At 65.1% G+C, this 17,917-nt stretch carries 13 protein-coding genes; 12 read left to right on the forward strand and 1 reads right to left on the reverse strand.

Annotation, left to right across the window (positions count from 1 at the left end; all coding sequences use genetic code 11):
• The 6 genes from infB to ACODSD_RS21815 all read left to right on the forward strand — a co-directional run.
• A partial coding sequence (gene infB, locus ACODSD_RS21790; protein WP_488878314.1) for a translation initiation factor IF-2 occupies positions 1-2,032 on the forward strand: 2,032 nt, incomplete at its 5' end.
• Positions 2,033-2,242: 210 nt separating this feature from the next.
• A complete protein-coding gene (gene rbfA, locus ACODSD_RS21795) occupies positions 2,243-2,662 on the forward strand; it encodes a 30S ribosome-binding factor RbfA (RefSeq protein WP_107800119.1) in 420 nt (139 codons plus the stop codon).
• Positions 2,659-3,582, forward strand: a complete 924-nt coding sequence (gene truB / locus ACODSD_RS21800) for a tRNA pseudouridine(55) synthase TruB (protein WP_235089520.1) — start codon at positions 2,659-2,661, stop codon at positions 3,580-3,582. The genes rbfA and truB overlap by 4 nt, the downstream gene beginning before the upstream one ends.
• A 121-nt stretch (positions 3,583-3,703) precedes the next feature.
• On the forward strand, positions 3,704-3,973 hold the full coding sequence (gene rpsO / locus ACODSD_RS21805) for a 30S ribosomal protein S15 (protein ID WP_019104449.1): 270 nt from the start codon (positions 3,704-3,706) through the stop codon (positions 3,971-3,973).
• Positions 3,974-4,166: 193 nt separating this feature from the next.
• Positions 4,167-6,311 (forward strand): polyribonucleotide nucleotidyltransferase, encoded by a 2,145-nt coding sequence (pnp, locus tag ACODSD_RS21810; protein WP_107800117.1) that lies wholly within the window; start codon positions 4,167-4,169, stop codon positions 6,309-6,311.
• 85 nt (positions 6,312-6,396) lie between these two features.
• Positions 6,397-6,936, forward strand: coding sequence for an STM3941 family protein (locus ACODSD_RS21815; RefSeq protein ID WP_488878315.1), 540 nt, complete (start codon positions 6,397-6,399; stop codon positions 6,934-6,936).
• A 187-nt stretch (positions 6,937-7,123) separates the two neighbouring features.
• On the opposite strand, the gene ACODSD_RS21820 is transcribed toward ACODSD_RS21815, so the two are convergent.
• On the reverse strand, positions 7,124-7,801 hold the full coding sequence (locus ACODSD_RS21820) for a DUF3313 domain-containing protein (protein WP_488878316.1): 678 nt from the start codon (positions 7,799-7,801) through the stop codon (positions 7,124-7,126).
• A gap of 282 nt (positions 7,802-8,083) precedes the next feature.
• Between ACODSD_RS21820 and ACODSD_RS21825 the strand changes: the two genes are divergently transcribed.
• The 6 genes from ACODSD_RS21825 (at position 8,084) to astB (ending at position 17,545) form a co-directional block, all read left to right on the forward strand.
• On the forward strand, positions 8,084-10,705 hold the full coding sequence (locus ACODSD_RS21825) for a family 20 glycosylhydrolase (protein WP_488878317.1): 2,622 nt from the start codon (positions 8,084-8,086) through the stop codon (positions 10,703-10,705).
• 382 nt (positions 10,706-11,087) lie between these two features.
• Positions 11,088-12,302, forward strand: a complete 1,215-nt coding sequence (locus ACODSD_RS21830; protein ID WP_227107499.1) for an aspartate aminotransferase family protein — start codon at positions 11,088-11,090, stop codon at positions 12,300-12,302.
• Between the two features lie 159 nt (positions 12,303-12,461).
• Positions 12,462-13,493, forward strand: a complete 1,032-nt coding sequence (aruF, locus tag ACODSD_RS21835) for an arginine/ornithine succinyltransferase subunit alpha (RefSeq protein WP_253315265.1) — start codon at positions 12,462-12,464, stop codon at positions 13,491-13,493.
• Entirely contained in the window at positions 13,490-14,524 is a 1,035-nt protein-coding gene (astA, locus tag ACODSD_RS21840) for an arginine N-succinyltransferase (protein ID WP_488878318.1), read from the forward strand. Before aruF ends, astA begins: the two co-directional genes overlap by 4 nt.
• Positions 14,524-15,984: a succinylglutamate-semialdehyde dehydrogenase gene (gene astD, locus ACODSD_RS21845; RefSeq protein ID WP_253315267.1), complete on the forward strand. Its 1,461-nt coding sequence runs from the start codon at positions 14,524-14,526 to the stop codon at positions 15,982-15,984. The genes astA and astD overlap by 1 nt, the downstream gene beginning before the upstream one ends.
• Positions 15,985-16,198: 214 nt before the next feature.
• Positions 16,199-17,545, forward strand: a complete 1,347-nt coding sequence (gene astB, locus ACODSD_RS21850) for an N-succinylarginine dihydrolase (protein ID WP_488878319.1) — start codon at positions 16,199-16,201, stop codon at positions 17,543-17,545.
• Positions 17,546-17,917: the final 372 nt, after the last annotated feature.

A 17,917-nucleotide genomic window follows, 5' to 3' on the forward strand; every position in this document is an offset into this window, starting at 1 on the left:
GCGTCCGGCTGGCGATAACCGCGGTCCGCGCCCGGCTGCTGCCGGCGCGCCCGGCGCCCCGGCGGTGCCGGCCACCGTGGCCGGCCGTCCCGACGCCAAGAAAGGCGGCGGCGGCAAGAAGGGCGGCGATCGCTGGGACGAAGGCAAGAAGGGCGGCCGCGGTCTGAGGACCAAGGGCGGCGATGCCGGCAACGACTGGAAATCCCGCGGCGGCAAGAACCGTCACAAGCAGAACAATCAGCACGCCTTCCAGGCGCCGACCGAACCCATCGTGCATGAAGTGCTGGTGCCGGAAACCATTTCCGTCGCCGATCTGGCGCACAAGATGGCCGTCAAGGCCGTCGAGGTGATCAAGGCGCTGATGAAGATGGGCATGATGGTGACCATCAACCAGGTGCTGGACCAGGAAACCGCGATGATCGTGGTGGAAGAAATGGGTCACGTGCCGAAGGCGGCTCAGGCCGACGATCCGGAAGCCTACCTGGAACTGGGCGGCGCCGAGTCCGCGGTGGAAGTCGTGGAACTGCCGCGCTCCCCGGTGGTGACCGTGATGGGTCACGTCGACCACGGCAAGACCTCGCTGCTGGACTACATCCGCCGCGCCAAGGTCGCCGCGGGCGAAGCCGGCGGCATTACTCAGCACATCGGCGCTTACCACGTGGAAACCCCGCGCGGCATGATCACCTTCCTGGACACCCCGGGTCACGAAGCGTTTACCGCGATGCGTGCCCGCGGCGCCAAGGCCACCGACATCGTGGTGCTGGTGGTGGCGGCCGACGACGGCGTGATGCCGCAAACCATCGAAGCCATCCACCACGCCAAAGCGGCCAAGGTGCCGATGGTGGTGGCGGTGAACAAGATCGACAAGCAGGGCGCCAACGTCGAGCGCATCCGTCAGGAACTGGTATCGCATGAAGTGGTGCCGGAAGACTGGGGCGGCGACACTCAGTTCGTCGAAGTGTCGGCCAAAATGGGCCAGAACATCGACGCGCTGCTGGAAGCCATCCTGCTGCAAGCCGAAGTGCTGGAGCTGAAGGCTCCGGTGGAAGCGCCGGCCAAGGGCATCATCGTCGAGGCTCGCCTCGACAAGGGCCGCGGCCCGGTGGCCACCTTGCTGGTTCAATCCGGCACCCTGAAGAAGGGCGACGTGGTACTGGCCGGCACCGCCTTCGGCCGCGTCCGCGCCATGATGGACGAAAACGGCAAGGCCATCGAATCCGCCGGTCCGGCGATTCCGGTGGAGATCCTGGGTCTGTCCGACGTGCCGCAAGCCGGCGAAGACGCGATGGTGCTGACCGACGAGAAGAAGGCGCGTGAAATCGCCCTGTTCCGCGCCGGCAAGTTCCGCGACGTGCGTCTGGCCAAGCAGCAGGCGGCCAAGCTGGAGAATATGTTCGCGCAGATGGCGGAGGGCGAGGTGCAAACCCTGTCCATCATCATCAAGGCCGACATGCAAGGTTCCTACGAAGCGCTGGCCGGCAGCTTGCAAAAGCTGTCCACCGACGAAGTGCGCGTGGGCATCCTGCACTCCGGCGTGGGCGGCATCTCGGAATCCGACGTCAACCTGGCGATCGCCTCCAAGGCCATCGTGATCGGCTTCAACACCCGTGCCGACGCCGCCGCCCGCAAGCTGGCGGAGAGCGAAGGCGTGGACATCCGCTACTACAACATCATCTATGATGCGGTGGACGAAGTGAAAGCGGCGCTGTCCGGCATGCTGGCTCCGGAGAAGAAAGAGCAGATCCTGGGCACGGTGGAAATCCGTCAGGTGATCCCGGTGTCCAAGGTGGGCAATATCGCGGGTTGCATGGTGACCGACGGCATGATCAAGCGCACCGCTTCGATCCGTCTGATCCGCAATCACGTGGTGGTGCACACCGGCGAACTGGACTCCCTGAAGCGCTTCAAGGACGACGTGAAGGAAGTGAAGCAGGGCTACGAATGCGGCCTGATGCTGAAAAACTTCAACGACATCCAAGAAGGCGACCAGCTGGAAGCGTTCGAAATCGTGGAAGTGGCGCGCTCTCTGTAAGCGAGACGCCAAGGGCGGGCGCCGGTCTGACCGTGAGGTCGGCGGGCGCTCGCCTTTTTTCTTGTTTGAATTAGCCACGGAAGTACACGGAATGAATGGCGCTGAATGAGGGGGCCTGATTCGGTGGACAAGGGGGCGCGCCGCCGATGCGCGCTTTCCGTGCCGTTCCGTGTGCTTCCGTGGCTAATTAATCAATTTATTGGAAATGCTATGGCCAAAGCCAAAAAAGGTTTCTCCCGTTCCGACCGCATCGCCGAGCAGATTCAGCGCGAACTGGCGGAACTGACCCGCAAGGGCCTGAAAGATCCGCGCGCCGGTTGGATCACCATCACCCTGGTGCAAGTGACCCGCGACTATTCGCACGCCAAGGTGTTCTACACCGTGATGGACGAGAAGACGCGCGAAGCCACCCAGGAGGCGCTGGAAAGCTCGGCCGGCTATCTGCGCTCCGAGCTGGGCCGCAGCATCAAGATCTTCACCACGCCGCAGCTGCACTTCGTCTACGACGAATCGGTGGAGCGCGGCATGCATATGACCAGCCTGATCAATCAGGTGGCGCGCGAGGACGCCGAGAAGTTCGGCGGCCAGGAAGCCGCGGCCGGCGAGGACGGCGCCGAGGGCAAGGAATGAGCAAGCCGCGCAGCAATCGCCGCCTGATAGACGGCGTGCTGCTGATCGACAAGCCTTACGACATCTCCAGCAACGGCGCGCTGCAAAAGGCGCGCTGGCTGTTGAACGCCGCCAAGGCCGGCCATACCGGCGTGCTGGACCCGCTGGCCACCGGCCTGCTGCCGGTCTGCCTGGGCGAGGCCACCAAGTTTTCCTCCTATCTGCTGGACGCGGACAAGGGCTACCGCGCCACGGTGAAGTTCGGCGTGGTGACCACCACCGGCGACGTGGAGGGCGAGGTGGTGTCCGAACGTCCGGCGGCTTTCGACCGCGACGGCCTGCTGGCGGCGATGGCGGCCTTCCGCGGCGAAATTTCCCAGGTGCCGCCGATGTATTCGGCGCTCAAGCACCAGGGCAAGCCCTTGTACGAGTATGCGCGCGCCGGCATCGAAATCGAACGCGAGGCGCGGCGGGTGCATATCCGCAAGCTGGAGTTGATCAGCCTGGACGGCGACACCGCGGTGATCGAGGTGCTGTGCAGCAAGGGCACCTATATCCGCACTCTGGCCTGCGACATCGGCGAAGCCCTGGGCTGCGGCGCGCATCTGACCGGCCTGCGCCGCACCGCCACCGGCGGTTTTTCGCTGGACGAGGCCTTGCAACTGGCGGATATCGAAGCGCTGGAAATGCCGCAGCGCGAGGCCTTGCTGTTGCCGGCGGACATCCTGGTGCGCCATCTGCCCGAGGCGGAACTGGCGGCCGAGGAGGCCGGTAAATTCATGCACGGACAGCCCGTGCGTTTTACCGAAAAATGTGCGAAAATGCAGCGTTTCCGGATTTACCGCGAGGGAAGCCGGGAATTCTTGGGGCTGGGCGAGGCGCGCGACGATGGTCGCCTGCATCCGATCCGGCTCCTGGCGAGCAAGACGGCGACGTCTTGAACGCCGACGGCCGCAAGGCCGCTTTACCGGAGTGTTGATGGGTTGCGAGGGTTTCGGCCTTGGCTGCTCGCTGCACTTGTCGGGTTGAAAGACCCCTACTGATAATTTGGAGTTACCCCAAATGGCAATGACCGCCGCTCAAAAAGCAGACATCGTTAAAGACTTCCAGCGCAGCGAAGGCGACACCGGTTCGTCCGAAGTGCAAGTGGCTCTGTTGACCGCTCGCATCAACGACCTGACCCCGCACTTCAAAGCCAACACCAAGGACCACCACAGCCGTCGTGGCCTGTTGAAGCTGGTAAGCCGTCGCCGTCGTCTGCTGGATTACCTGAAGCGCACCGATGCCGATAGCTATCGCGCATTGATCGCTCGCCTGGGCCTGCGCAAGTAAGGTTGGGTTTTGGAAAAGTCGCAGCGTGCTGCGACTTTTTCATGCCGCATGCAAGATCGCGAGCATTATTGCTGTAACAACGGGGGGAGCCTCTAAAAATTCGGATCGGCGCTGTTGGTCGGAATTTTTAGGGGTTCCCGTTGTTTTTTCGGCTTGCGATTATTTGTCACACACAAAGAAATAGGGAAACCCTGTGTTCAATAAAATCACCAAGTCTTTCCAGTACGGCCGTCACACCGTCACCCTGGAAACCGGCGAAGTCGCCCGTCAGGCGTCTGGTTCCGTCATCGTCTCCGTTGAAGACACCGTCGTGCTGGTCTCCGTGGTGGGCGGCAAGAACGTCAAGCCGGGCCAGGACTTCTTCCCGCTGACCGTGGACTACCTGGAGCGCACCTACGCCGCCGGCAAGATCCCGGGCGGCTTCTTCAAGCGCGAAGGCAAGCAGTCCGAGAAGGAAGTGCTGACCAGCCGCCTGATCGACCGTCCGATCCGCCCGCTGTTCCCGGAAGGCTTCTTCCACGACGTGCAGATCGTCGCCACCGTGATGTCGCTGAATCCTGAAGTGGATTCCGACGTTCCGGCGATGATCGGCGCTTCCGCCGCTCTGGCCATTTCCGGCCTGCCGTTCGCCGGCCCGATCGGCGCCGCCCGCGTGGGCTACGCCAATGGCGAATACATCCTGAACCCGACTCGCACCGAGCTGGCCGCGTCCGAAATGGACCTGGTGGTCGCCGGCACCGAGCGCGCGGTGCTGATGGTGGAATCCGAAGCCAAGGAACTGCCGGAAGCCGTGATGCTGGGCGCCGTGGTGTTCGGTCACGAGCAGATGCAAGCCGCGATCAAGGCCATCAACGAACTGGCCGACGAAGTGAACCCGGTGATGTTCGACTGGGCCGCTCCGGTAGCCGATGAGGCGCTGATCGCCCAAGTGCGCGCCATCGCCGGCGAGCAACTGGCCAACGCCTTCCGCCTGCGTCAGAAGCAAGCCCGCACCGTGGCGATCAACGAAGCCTGGAGCGCGGTCAAAGCCGGTCTGATCGACGAAAACACCGACACCCTGAAGGCCAATGAGATCAAGGGCATCTTCAAGGGCCTGGAAGCCGAAATCGTTCGCGGCCAGATCCTGGCCGGCGATGCGCGCATCGACGGTCGCGACACCCGCACCGTGCGCCCGATCAGCATCCGCAACAACGTGCTGCCGCGCACCCACGGTTCCGCGCTGTTCACCCGCGGCGAAACCCAAGCCATGGTGGTGACCACGCTGGGCACCAAGCAGGACGAGCAGATCATCGACGCGCTGGCCGGCGAATACACCGAGCGCTTCATGCTGCATTACAACTTCCCGCCGTACTCCACCGGCGAAGCCGGCCGCATGGGCCCGCCGAAGCGCCGTGAAATCGGCCACGGCCGCCTGGCCAAGCGCGCGCTGGTTGCCGTGCTGCCGCCGGAATCGGAATTTGGCTATTCGATGCGCGTGGTGTCGGAAATCACCGAATCCAACGGCTCCTCGTCGATGGCTTCCGTGTGCGGCGGCTGCCTGTCGCTGCTGTCCGCCGGCGTGCCGCTGAAGGCGCACGTGGCCGGCATCGCCATGGGTCTGATCCTGGAAGGCAACCGCTTCGCGGTGCTGACCGACATCCTGGGCGATGAAGATCACCTGGGCGACATGGACTTCAAAGTGGCCGGTACCGCCGCAGGCGTGACCGCGCTGCAGATGGACATCAAGATCCAGGGCATCACCAAGGAAATCATGCAGGTGGCGCTGGATCAGGCCAAAGAAGGCCGCATGCACATCCTGGGTCTGATGAAGGAAGCCGTGGACGGCCCGCAAGAGCTGTCCGCTCACGCTCCGCGTCTGTACGTGATGAAGATCAACCCGGACAAGATCCGCGAAGTGATCGGCAAGGGCGGCGAAACCATCCGCTCCATCACCAAGGACACCGGCTGCGAGATCAATATCGAGGAAGACGGCACCATCACCATCGCTTCGGTCAGCAACGAAGGCGCGGAAGCCGCCAAGAAGCGCATCGAAGAGATCACCGTTGAAGTGGAAGTGGGCAAGGTGTACGAAGGCACCGTGGTCAAGATCCTCGACAACAACGTCGGCGCCATCGTGTCCATCCTGCCGGGCAAAGATGGTCTGGTCCACATTTCCCAGATCGCCAACGAGCGCATCAAGAACGTGGCCGACTATCTGAAAGAAGGCCAGGTCGTGAAGGTCAAGGCCATCGAAATGGACGACCGCGGCCGCATCCGCCTGTCCATCAAGGCCCTGCTGGAAGAAGAAGCCAAGACCGCGCAGGCGACTGCCGATTCCTTCGGTCTGAAAACCCAGTAAGCCAGCCTGAGCGCCGCTCCGATGCGGAGCGGCCGCCGGCTAGCATCACCCCCTGCCATGGCAGGGGGTTTTTTACGACTGCGAGATGAGCGCGATGGATGAGACGCGTATTGAGTTCGGCGGCGGCAAGGTGCTGTTGCTGATCGTCGCCGGCCTGGCTTTTGTCGCCGTCGGCTATGCGATGTGGACTGCGCCGGACACGGATATCAGCCTGGTCCGGCGTTATGGCGCCGGAGGCGCGGCGATGGTCTTCTTCGGCGCTTGCTGCCTGCTAGGCCTGCGTCAATGCCTGCAGCGCAAGCCGGCCCTGGTGTTCAACGCGCAGGGGCTGTCGGACCATTCCAGCCAGATCGCCGTCGGCTTGATCGCATGGACGGATATCGTGGGCTGGGAAGTCTCGGCGGGGCGCGGTCAGCAGTTTTTGATCATCAAGGTGAGAGCGCCGGGCAAGTACCTGAGCCGGCTGGGGCCGGTGGCGCGGCTATTCAGCCATTTCAATTTCATATGCTATGGCAGTCCGATCGCCATTTCCTCCACCGCCTTGCAGGCGAGTTTCGATGATTTGCTCGCGTTGCTTGGGCGCTATCATCAACGCTATGGCTCGGTGCCCGCCGGGTGGGCTTAGTCATTGCCGCGCACGCCGAGCGCTTTGCGCCTCGGCGTGTTTTGGCTTGGTTCTCAGGGGCTGTTTACGATCTCGCGAGCTAAGGCGAGACAAGGCGTAAGCGGAGTGTGCAAGTGGTGTATGAGCATTCTGAAGCCGTATACACCGTGTAAGGCTCCACGACGCGCAGTAGATCGTAAGCCGGCTCTCAGGGCTGGGCCGGCTTGATGGCCATGCCGCGCGCCAATAGCCGGGCGCTGTCGCGGCACCAGTCGTCGATCAGGCTTTCCAGGCTTTCCAGCTTGACCGCCTCGCCGCGCTGGCGGCTCTTGTCGCTTTTGCGCAGATTGACGCTGCCGGCCAGCAGCTTGCCGTTATTGGCGTCTTCCAGTTGTCCCATGCTGGCCACCTTGGTCAGATAGGGTTCCTTGCCGGCGGCCAGCCGGCCCAGATTGAACACCGCCTTAATCGGCAGGATGTCCAGCGGCTCCACGCCCGGCCGTTCCTGAGCCATGCCGGTGACGGCCACGCGCAGGCGGGCGCTGTCCGGCAGCGCCTCGCGGCTGACCGGAATGCCTACCTTGTGCAATTCCTCGGTCATCCGCCGCTGAAAATAGGCGGCGATCCGGTTTTCCTCGCCGCTTTGCAATAGTTGCCAATCGCCGTCCGGCTGGTGGCGCATGAAGTACAGCGGTTCCACCACGATGGATTTGTAAGCGCTCAGCTGCGCGTCCGGCGCCCGGTACAGCTTTTGCGAGGCGTCGCGGTCCGCGGCCTTGAAGGCGGTCAGCGGCAGGCTGAACACGGTCTGCGGGGCCGCGGCGTCCTGGGCCAGGGCGGGCAGGGCGGCGAGCAACAGCAGGCCGAAGGTGAGGGTCTTGCGCATGAGGCGTTCCTGTTTCATGGGGTATGAGGCTTGCGGCGATGCTTGCGGCAACCGCGGCTAGACCGGCGGCGCGGCGCGGGCGTTCCCCGGCTTCACACATCTTTGCATTCCGCCATCATCATGCTAGCAGCCGGCCAGGGCGATGCGCGATTTTGATCTTGAGCATTGAATACCACATTAATACCAGTTAGCCTGTGCCCACGGTGGCATGCGGATGACGATTGGGAGTCGCGGCGATAGCGTTTCGCCGAGCGGCGCGCCACGCAAATCGCAGAGGTGAGCATGAGGACGAAACAACTATTGGCGGCGGGCCTGTTGTCGGCCAGCGCGCTGGCTTGGGCGCAGCCGGATGTCGCGGCGATGGCGCGGGACCTGTCGCTGGCGGTGGCGGTGGACAGCAATAAGGGCGCGGCCGCCGGCGCGCGCTGCGTGGAACTGGGCGCGGACTGGGGCAGTTGCCTGAAAGGGCGGCTGATCCTGCAAAACCATGGCCGATCCGCGGTGCCGGCCAAGGACTGGACCTTGTATCTGCACAGCATCCGGCGGCTGTTGAAGCTGGACAGCCCTGACTTCGAACTGAGCCATCTGACCGGCGATCTGTACCGGCTGACGCCCAAGCCGGGCTTCGCCGGCATCGCCGCCGGCGCCAAGCTGGAACTGCCCTTGGTGGCCGAGTATTGGATGTTGCACAACAGCGACGTGTTGCCGCGGCCCTATCTGGTAACCGACGGCCAGGCGCCGGCGGTGCTGGCGCGCAATGACGACGACGACGCCAGCTATCTGCTGCCGCTGCCGGGCGATGAATGGAAGTCGCCGGCGGGCGAGGCGCGGCCCCTGATGGACGCCGCCGAGCGTTATCGCGAATTCGCGCGCCGCGGCCCGCAACTGGCCGCCGCCGATGTGGCGGCGCGGGTGATTCCCGCCGCGCTGCGGGTCAAGCCGGACGGCGGCAAGACGGCGGCCGCGGGGCTGAGCTGGCGGTTGCCGGCGCTGACTCCGGACGCGTGCGCGGCGCTGGCGCAACGCAGCCGCCAGCTGGGCCTGGCCGGGCAGGGCCTGCCGGTCAGCGGCGAGGTGGTCAAGGGTTTGCCGGCCGACATCGCCGTCGCCGGCGGTTACCGCTTGCGGGTGGGGCGCGGCGGCGCGCGCATAGACGCGCATGACGCCGCCGGCCTGTTCTATGGCGCGCAGACCCTGCTGGGCCTGATGCCGCAAGGCGGCGGCGAGATCCCGACGCTGACGGTGGAGGACGCGCCGCGCTACGCGCACCGCGGCTTCATGGTGGACGTGGCGCGCAATTTCCGTCAGCCGGCCACGCTCAAGCGTCTGATCGAGCAGATGGCCGCCTACAAGCTCAACAAGCTGCATCTGCATCTGTCCGACGATGAAGGCTGGCGCTTGCAGATCAACGGCCTGCCGGAATTGACCGAGGTCGGCGCGCGCCGCTGTCACGATCTGAACGAGGACCGCTGTCTGCTGCCGCAACTGGGGTCCGGTCCGGACAACCGTTCCGGCGGCGGCTATTTGAGCCGCGAGCAGTATGTGGAATTGCTGCGTTACGCCAAGGCGCGCTTCATCGAGGTGATTCCGGAAATCGACATGCCGGCGCACGCGCGCGCGGCGGTGATGGCGATGGAGCGGCGTTATCGCCACCTCAGCCAGTTGGAGCAGCCGGAAGCCGCCTCCGCCTACCGGCTGATCGATCCGCAAGACCGTTCCAACACCTTGTCGGTGCAGTTCTACGACCGTCACACCTATGTCAATCCCTGCGTGCCCGGCGTGCCGCGCTTCGTCGACAAAGTGGTGTCGGAAGTGGCCGCCATGCACCGCGAGGCCGGCGCGCCGCTGGCGGTCTGGCACTTTGGCGGCGACGAGGCCAAGAACATCTTGCTGGGCGGCGGTTTCCAGGACCTGTCCGGCCAGGACCCGGCCAAGGGCAAGATCAAGCTGGCGGAGCAGGACAAGCCCTGGGCGCGCTCGCCGGCCTGCCGCGCGTTGCTGGCGGAGCGGCCGGGGAAAACCGTCGCCGATCTGCCCTTGCAGTTCGCCGAGGACGTCAGCCGCATCCTGGCGCGGCACGGCATCGCCACGATGGGCGCCTGGCAGGACGGTTTGAAAGGCGCGAAATCGCCCAAGGACTTCGCCACCGCCAAGGTGATGGTGACCGAGTGGGACGCCTTGTTCTGGGGCGCGGCCAAGGAAGCGCACGAGTTCGCCAACAAGGGTTTTGAGACCGTGCTGGCGATGCCGGATTATTTGTACTTCGACTTCCCCTATGAGTTGAACCCCAAGGAACGCGGCTATTACTGGGCCTCGCGCGCCACCGACAGCTATAAGGTGTTCAGCTTCGCGCCGGACAATCTGCCGCAGAACGCCGAGGTGATGACGGACCGTCAGGGCAAGGCCTTCGAAGTGCCCAGCGAGGCCGGGCCGGCGCGCTTCGCCGGCATACAGGGCCAGGCCTGGAGCGAGGTGATGCGCAGCGACGCCCAGTTCGAATACATGGCCTATCCGCGCTTGCTGGCGCTGGCCGAGCGGGCCTGGCACCGCGCGGGCTGGGAACGGCCTTATCGTCAGGGCGAGCGTTATCAGCTGGGCGTCAGCCATCTGGTGGACCGCGCGGCTTTGAACCGGGATTGGCAGCAGTTCGCTGCGGTGCTGGGTTGGCGCGAGGCGGCCAAACTGGAAGGCGCCGGCATCGGCCTGCGCATCGCGCCGCCGGGCCTGGCGAGCGGGGCGGCGGCTGTGCTGACGGAGTTCCCCGGCCAGGCGCTGCAGTTCTCGCCGGACGGGCGCAACTGGACGCCGTACCGGCCGGGCCTGGGCGCGAAAGCGCCTTATTGGCGCGGCGTCAGCGGCGACGGCGCGCGCTTTAGCCGGCAGGAGGCGCGCGGCGGCGACTGAGCGCCGATGCGGGCAAGGTAAGGACGCTCGGGCCGCCGGCCCGGGCGTTTTTCATGGATGAGCGGTTTCCCGGCGTTGATAAGACAATAGAGTTGATCTATCTTGATGATCCCGCAGCGCGCCGGAGGGCGGCGTTTACAGCCGGATTGAGCACAGTTGCCCTCTGTAATGGATGTTGTCGGACAAAATTTATTGCGCTGTATCAAAGAATGTATACGCCGGTGTCGCAAACCGGATATGGATTTGCGACGGGCTTACCTTAGAATCATTGAAACTTCATGAAATCATCGATAAAGCCGGCATCACGACCGGTCCGGCCAGCCGCTTGGGATTTCATGATACGGATAAGAAACGACGATAGAGCAGGAAGGGAACCATCAAGATGAGCAATACTGTAACGCGCGCCGATTTCGACCAGGTCATGGTCCCCAATTACGGTCCGGCCGGTTTCATCCCGGTCAAGGGCCTGGGTTCCCGCGTATGGGACCAGAGCGGCCGCGAATTCATCGATTTCGCCGGCGGCATCGCCGTCAACTCGCTGGGCCATTGCCACCCGCAGCTGGTGGCGGCCTTGACCGAGCAGGCTTCCAAGCTGTGGCACGTGTCCAATGTGTTCACCAACGAGCCGGCCTTGAAGCTGGGCAAGCTGCTGACCGAGTCCACCTTCGCCGAGCGCGTGTTCTTCTGCAACTCCGGCGCGGAAGCCAATGAAGCCGCCTTCAAGCTGGCGCGCAAATACGGTTCCGATCACTTCGGCCCGGAAAAGAACCAGATCCTGGCCTGCAAGAACTCCTTCCACGGCCGCACCCTGTTCACCGTCAGCGTCGGCGGCCAGCCCAAGTACACCGAAGGCTTCGGCCCGGTGCCGGGCGGCATCGCCCACTTCGAATACAACGACATCGAATCGCTGAAAGCGGCCATCTCCGACCAGACCTGTGCGGTGGTGATCGAACCCATCCAGGGCGAGGGCGGCGTGATGCCGGCCGACAAGGCCTTCCTGGAAGCCGCGCGCCAGCTGTGCGACCAGCACAATGCGCTCTTGGTGTTCGATGAAGTGCAAAGCGGCGTCGGCCGCACCGGTTCGCTGTTCGCCTATCAGGAATATGGCGTGACCCCGGACATCCTCAGCTCCGCCAAGGGCATCGGCGGCGGCTTCCCGATCGGCGCGATGCTGACCACCGAGAAAGTGGCCAAGAGCTTCGGCATCGGCACCCATGGCTCCACCTACGGCGGCAACCCGCTGGCCTGCGCGGTGGCGCACAAGGTGCTGGAACTGGTCAAGGAGCCGGCGGTGCTGGACGGCGTGCGCGCCAAGCACCAGCGCTTCGTCGACGGCCTGAACGCGATCAACGCCAAATACCAGGTGTTCAAGACCGTGCGCGGCATGGGCCTGCTGCTGGGCTGCGTGCTGACCGACGCTTACGCCGGCCGCGCCAAGGAGTTCCTGAAAGCCGCTGAAAAGCAGGGCCTGATGTTGCTGGTGGCCGGTCTGAGCGTGGTGCGCCTGGCGCCGTCGCTGGTGATCGAGGATCAGGACATCGACGAAGGCCTGGCGCGTTTCGACGCGGCCATCGCCGAACTGGTCGCCGGTCGATAAGCGCCCGCGGCACTGATTCCGGGCGGCCGCCGGCCGCCCTTGCTCCAAGACACAATACCGTTATCCGCCCACGCTCCCGCCCCTGGCAGGCGCGCGGGTGATGCTGCGCCGCGGTCCCGCCGCGGCCCGGCCGGATTTCAGCGATAGGGGAGATGTCCCATGCTTACCGTGCGTCCCGTCCGCACCTCCGATCTGCCCGCCATCGAACGCATGGCGGTGGCCAGCGGCATCGGCGTCACCAGCTTGCCCAATAACCGGGAAAAGCTGTTCGAGCGCATCCAGCAGTCCGTGTCCGCCTTCGAGCACGAGGCCACCGGCGACTCCGGCTGCGAATACTATATGTTTGTGCTGGAGGAGGGCGGCCAGGTGCTGGGCACCGCGTCCATCAACGCTTCCGCCGGCTTCGACGAGCCCTTCTACAGCTACCGCAGCGAAATCTTCGTGCACGCCTCGCGCGCGCTGAAGGTCAACAACCGCGTGCACGTGCTGAATATGTGTCACGACCTGACCGGCATGGTGCAGCTGTGCGGCTTCTACGTGGACGGCCATCTGGAGCCCTTGGCCGCCGAGCTGCTGTCGCGCGCCCGGCTGCTGTTCATCGCCAGCAAGCGCGAGCGCTTCGGCCGCCGCGTGATCGCGGAGATGCAGGGCATTCACGACGACGCCGGCCAGTCGCCGTTCTGGAACGCCATCGGCCGCCGCTTCTTCAATATGGATTTCCTGCAGGTGGAACAGGCCTTCGTCAGCCACAGCAAGACCTTCATCGCCGAGCTGATGCCCAGCTATCCGATCTACGTGCCCTTGCTGCCGGACGAGGCGCAGCACGCCATCGGCCAGATCCACGCCAGCTTCGAGCGCTCCTGCCAGCTGCTGTGCAACGAGGGCTTCGAAGCCGACAACTATATCGACATCTTCGACGGCGGCGCGGTGCTGACCGCCGAGGTGGACCGGCTGAAAACGCTGGAAAACAGCCGCTGCTACCCGGTGGAAGTGCTGGCCAGCCTGCCGGAGCAGGCGCAGCCGCAGTTGTTGAGCAATCTGGAGTCCAGCGAGTTCGCCGCCGCGGTGTGCCGCGTGGCGGTGGTGGACGGCGTGGCCTTCATCAATCCCGACGCCGCCCGCGCGCTGGGCCTCGCCAGCGGCGGCCAGGTTCAAGTGGCCGGTTTGCAGCAGAAGGAGTCCGCAGCATGATGTTCATCCGCCCCGTAGCCCACAAGGACCTGGACGGCCTGATGAATCTGGCGCGCAGCGCCGGCGTCGGCCTGACCTCGCTGCCGGTCAACGAAGAGCGGCTGTCGCGCCGCATCGCCCGCTCGGTGCTGTCTTTCGCCGGCGAACTGGACAAGGCCGACCAAGGCTATGTCTTCGTGATGGAAGACGGCGCCACCGGCGCCATCGCCGGCATCTGCGCGCTGGAAGCCGCGGTGGGCCTGAAGGAGCCGTGGTACAACTACCGCGTCGGCACCATCGTCCACGCCTCGGAGGAGTTGGGCGTCTACTCGCGTCACGACACCTTGTTCCTGTCCAACGACCACACCGGCTATTCCGAGCTGTGCACGCTGTTCCTGCACCCTGACTACCGCGCCAACCGCAACGGCGGCCTGCTGTCCAAGAGCCGCTTCCTGTTCCTGGCCCAGTTCCCGCAACTGTTCGGCAAGCTGGTGGTGGCCGAGATGCGCGGCGTGTCCGACGAGGCCGGCCGCTCGCCGTTCTGGGAAGGACTGGGCCGTCATTTCTTCTCCATAGACTTCGCCCACGCCGACTATCTGACCGGCGTCGGCCAGAAAGCCTTCGTCGCCGAGCTGATGCCCAAGCACCCGGTCTACATCGACTTCCTGCCGCCGGAGGCGCAGGCGGTGATCGGCCAGACCCATGAAAACACCCGCCCGGCGGTGGCGATGCTGGAATCCGAAGGCTTCCGCTACGAGGGCTATGTCGACATCTTCGACGCCGGCCCGACGGTGCAGACCTATACCAGCGAAATCCGCGCGGTGAAGGAAAGCGCGACGGTCGCGGCGCGGCTGGCGGACCCGCTGCCGGAAGGCGACAAGAACTTCTACCTGGTGTCCAACGACTCGCTGGCCGGCTTCCGCGTCGTCCTGGCCGAGACGCTGGCGCCCACCCATGAAATCCTGCTGACGCCGGAACAGGCGCAGGCGCTGAACGTGGAAGAGGGCGGCCATCTGCGCTGCGTCGCGCTCTACCCCAAGGAGAATGCATAGTGAGCAGCTTATTCATCAACGGTCAGTGGCAGGAAGGCGCCGGCGCGGCGCTGAGCAAAACCAATCCGGCCGACAATAGCCCGCTATGGCAGGGCCGCGCGGCCGACGCCGCCCAGGTGGACGCCGCCGTGGCCGCCGGCCGCGCCGCGTTCAAGCACTGGGCGCGCACGCCGCTGGACGCGCGGGTTGCGGTGGCCAAGCGCTTCGGCGAACTCCTGAGCGCCAATAAGGACGCGCTGGCCCGCGTCATCGCCCAGGAAACCGGCAAGCCGCTGTGGGAGGCGCAGACCGAAGTGACCACCATGGTCAACAAGGTGGATATTTCGCTGAAGTCCTACCACGAGCGCACCGGTGAACGCGCCGCCGCCATGGGCGACGCCCAGGCGGTGCTGCGCCACAAGCCGCACGGCGTGGTGGCGGTGTTCGGCCCCTACAACTTCCCCGGCCACCTGCCCAACGGCCATATCGTGCCGGCGCTCTTGGCCGGCAACGCGGTGATCTTCAAACCGTCCGAACTGACGCCGTGGACGGCGCAGGAAACGGTGCGTTTGTGGGCCGAAGCCGGCCTGCCGGCTGGCGTGATCGCGCTGCTGCAAGGCGCGCGCGACACCGGCGCGGCCCTGGCCGGCCATGCCGGCATCGACGGCCTGTTCTTCACCGGCAGCTCCGCCACCGGCGCGCTGCTGCACAAGAACTTCGCCGGCCATCCGGACAAGATCCTGGCGCTGGAAATGGGCGGCAACAATCCGCTGATCGTGGAAGGGGTTCAGGATATCGACGCCGCCGTCCACCACATCGTCCAGTCCGCCTTCGTCTCCGCCGGCCAGCGCTGCACTTGTGCGCGCCGGCTGCTGCTGCCGCAAGGCGCCTGGGGCGACGCGCTGCTGGCGCGGCTGGTGGAGGTGGCGGCCAAGCTGCGCGTCGGCAAATACGACGCCGAGCCGGCGCCCTTCATGGGCGCGGTGATCTCCAGCGCCGCCGCCGAGGCGTTGCTGCAAGCCCAGGCCGCGATGCTGGCCGCCGGCGGCAAGGCGCTGCTGGAAATGCGCCGCTTGACGCCGGACGCGGCGCTGTTGAGCCCGGGCATCATCGACACCACCGCCGCCGCGCGGCCGGACGAGGAATACTTCGGCCCGCTGCTGCAAGTGATACGCTACGCCGATTTCGATCAGGCCATCGCCATCGCCAACGACACCCGCTTCGGCCTGGCCGGCGGCGTGCTGTCCGACGAGCGCGCGCTGTACGAACGCTATCTGCTGGAAAGCCGCGCCGGCGTGGTGAACTGGAACAAGCCCTTGACCGGCGCGTCCAGCGCCGCGCCCTTCGGCGGCGTCGGCGCCTCCGGCAACCATCGCGCCAGCGCCTATTACGCCGCCGACTACTGCGCCTATCCGGTGGCCTCGCTGGAATGCGACAGCCTGGCCGTGCCGGCGCAGCTGTCTCCCGGCATGGTGTTTTAAGAGCGCCCCCTCTCCCCAACCCCTCTCCCGCAAGGGGAGAGGGACTGAAGGCTGAGTGCGACGCCCGTTCATTCGTGCAGTCAGCGCGGGCGGTGCGGTTTTCTCCCCTCGGGGAGAGGGGGCGTGTAGTCAACGCAAAAGAGTTAGGTGGCGAGAAGGGGCCAGATGGCCGTCCCGCCATTCAGATGGATTGAGGCAAGGGAGCATTCTCCAAATGAACGCCTATGAAGTGAATTTCGACGGCCTGGTGGGCCCGACCCACAATTACAGCGGCCTGTCCTTCGGCAATGTGGCGTCCACCAGCAATGTCAGCGCCGCGTCCAATCCCAAGCTGGCCGCCAAGCAGGGGCTGGCCAAGATGAAGGCCTTGCACGACCTGGGCTTCAAGCAGGGCGTGCTGGCCCCGCACGAGCGTCCGGACGTGGCCAGCCTGCGTCTGCTGGGCTTTGGCGGCAGCGACGCCGAGGTGGTGGCGCGCGCCGCCAGGGAAGCGCCGGCCATCCTGGCGGCGGCCTGCTCGGCCTCCTGCATGTGGACCGCCAACGCCGCCACCGTCAGCCCGTCCGGCGACACCGCCGACGGCCGCGTGCATTTCACCCCGGCCAATCTGAACAATAAATTCCACCGTTCGATCGAGCATCCGACCACGGGCCGGCTGCTGCGGGCGATGTTCGCCGACGAGTCCCGCTTCGCCGTGCATCCGGCGCTGCCGGCGCAGATGCATTTTGGCGACGAGGGCGCGGCCAACCACACCCGTTTCTGCGCCGAGTACGACGGCGCGGGGGTGGAGTTCTTCGTGTTCGGCGCGGCGGCTTTCGACGCCCGCTATCCCAAGCCGGCCAAGTTCCCGGCGCGCCAGACCCTGGAAGCCTGCCAGGCGGTGGCGCGCTTGCACGGCCTGAGCGCGGAGCGCGTGGTCTACGCGCAGCAGGACCCGGACACCATAGACGCCGGCGTGTTCCACAACGACGTGATCTCGGTGGGCAACCGCCAGGTGCTGTTCCACCACGAGAAATCCTTTGTCGACCAGCACAAGGTGCTGGCCGAGCTGAGCGCCAAGCTGGCGGCGGTCGGCGGCCGCTTCGTGTCGGTGGAGGTGCCGGCGGCGGAGGTCAGCGTCGAGGAGGCGGTGAAGAGCTATCTGTTCAACAGCCAGCTGCTGTCCAAGCCGGACGGCAAGATGATCATCGTGGTGCCGGAAGAGTGCCGCAATCAGCCGCGCGTCTGGGCCTACCTCGGCAAGCTGGTCGCCAGCGGCGGTCCCATCGACGAGGTCAAGGTGTTCGATCTCAAGCAAAGCATGCAGAACGGCGGCGGCCCCGCCTGCCTGCGGCTGCGCGTGGCGCTGTCGGCGGCGGAAATCGCCGCGCTCAATCCCAAGGTGCTGATGAGCGACGCGCTGTTCGCCACGCTCAACGGCTGGGTGGATCGCCATTATCGCGACCGCCTGAGCAGCGAAGACCTGGCCGATCCGCAGCTGCTGATCGAAAGCCGCACCGCGCTGGACGAGTTGAGCGGCATCCTGGGCCTGGGTTCGGTGTACCCCTTCCAGCGGGTTTGAGCCAGCGATACCCACGCCTGATTTCGAGTCAGGCGCTCTAGCGAAACAGGCCGGGATTCCCGGCCTGTTTTGCGTTTGAAGCGGCGGCGTCCGCCCGGATGCGCCGCTCTTGTCGTCGGGATGATGACAGCCTTTCTTTCACCGAAAACTGTCCTGATTAATGGTATCTATTTGACGAATATCATCTATTTTTGGTTTTTAATGTTGTTTGACATGACAAAAGTCATGTGATAGCTTGAATGACATTGGAATATATTGATCGATACGGCTTGGGGATTTCGGCCTCCTAGCCACGGAGGACGCGGGTTTGCGGCGCGGCCGTCCGCGGCGGCGCAGCGGATTGGCGTTTGGCGAGGGCGGAGACGAAACGAG

It is taken from the genome of Chromobacterium sp. FG22 (assembly GCF_057809415.1).

What these genes read in the sequence shown, in the direction of transcription:
- ACODSD_RS21815 (WP_488878315.1), top strand. Translation starts at nt 6,397, where the DNA reads ATGAGCGCGATGGATGAGACGCGTATTGAGTTCGGCGGCGGCAAGGTG.
- truB (WP_235089520.1), top strand. Translation starts at nt 2,659, where the DNA reads ATGAGCAAGCCGCGCAGCAATCGCCGCCTGATAGACGGCGTGCTGCTG.
- rbfA (WP_107800119.1), top strand. Translation starts at nt 2,243, where the DNA reads ATGGCCAAAGCCAAAAAAGGTTTCTCCCGTTCCGACCGCATCGCCGAG.
- aruF (WP_253315265.1), top strand. Translation starts at nt 12,462, where the DNA reads ATGCTTACCGTGCGTCCCGTCCGCACCTCCGATCTGCCCGCCATCGAA.
- ACODSD_RS21820 (WP_488878316.1), bottom strand. Translation starts at nt 7,801, where the DNA reads ATGCGCAAGACCCTCACCTTCGGCCTGCTGTTGCTCGCCGCCCTGCCC.
- ACODSD_RS21825 (WP_488878317.1), top strand. Translation starts at nt 8,084, where the DNA reads ATGAGGACGAAACAACTATTGGCGGCGGGCCTGTTGTCGGCCAGCGCG.
- astB (WP_488878319.1), top strand. Translation starts at nt 16,199, where the DNA reads ATGAACGCCTATGAAGTGAATTTCGACGGCCTGGTGGGCCCGACCCAC.
- rpsO (WP_019104449.1), top strand. Translation starts at nt 3,704, where the DNA reads ATGGCAATGACCGCCGCTCAAAAAGCAGACATCGTTAAAGACTTCCAG.
- ACODSD_RS21830 (WP_227107499.1), top strand. Translation starts at nt 11,088, where the DNA reads ATGAGCAATACTGTAACGCGCGCCGATTTCGACCAGGTCATGGTCCCC.
- astA (WP_488878318.1), top strand. Translation starts at nt 13,490, where the DNA reads ATGATGTTCATCCGCCCCGTAGCCCACAAGGACCTGGACGGCCTGATG.